1 protein-coding gene is annotated in these 230 nt (G+C 72.2%); it reads left to right on the top strand.

All coding sequences use genetic code 11. The features are described from left to right. The coding region (locus tag PUR26_RS11015; RefSeq protein ID WP_329871640.1) for a condensation domain-containing protein at nucleotides 1-230 on the top strand (230 nt) is incomplete at both ends.

The raw sequence follows: 230 nt of genomic DNA, 5'->3' as shown, positions 1-230 counted from the left end.
TTCGACCTGGGTTCCGAACTGCCTTTGCGGGCGCACCTGTTCGGTGCGGGGGTGGGGGAGAACGTGCTGTTGCTGGTGGTGCACCACATCGCGTGCGACGGGTGGTCGCTGGCGCCGCTGGTGCGGGACCTGGCCGAGGCGTACGGGGCCCGTGCGCGGGGGCGCGCGCCGGACTGGTCACCGCTGCCGGTGCAGTACGCCGACTACACGCTGTGGCAGCGCGAGCTGCT

The organism is Streptomyces sp. SP18CS02, from assembly GCF_036322365.1.
Taxonomy (GTDB): domain Bacteria; phylum Actinomycetota; class Actinomycetes; order Streptomycetales; family Streptomycetaceae; genus Streptomyces.
The sequence above is the reverse complement of the archived record's forward strand: the minus strand, read 5'-3'. Positions and strand labels throughout refer to the sequence as shown.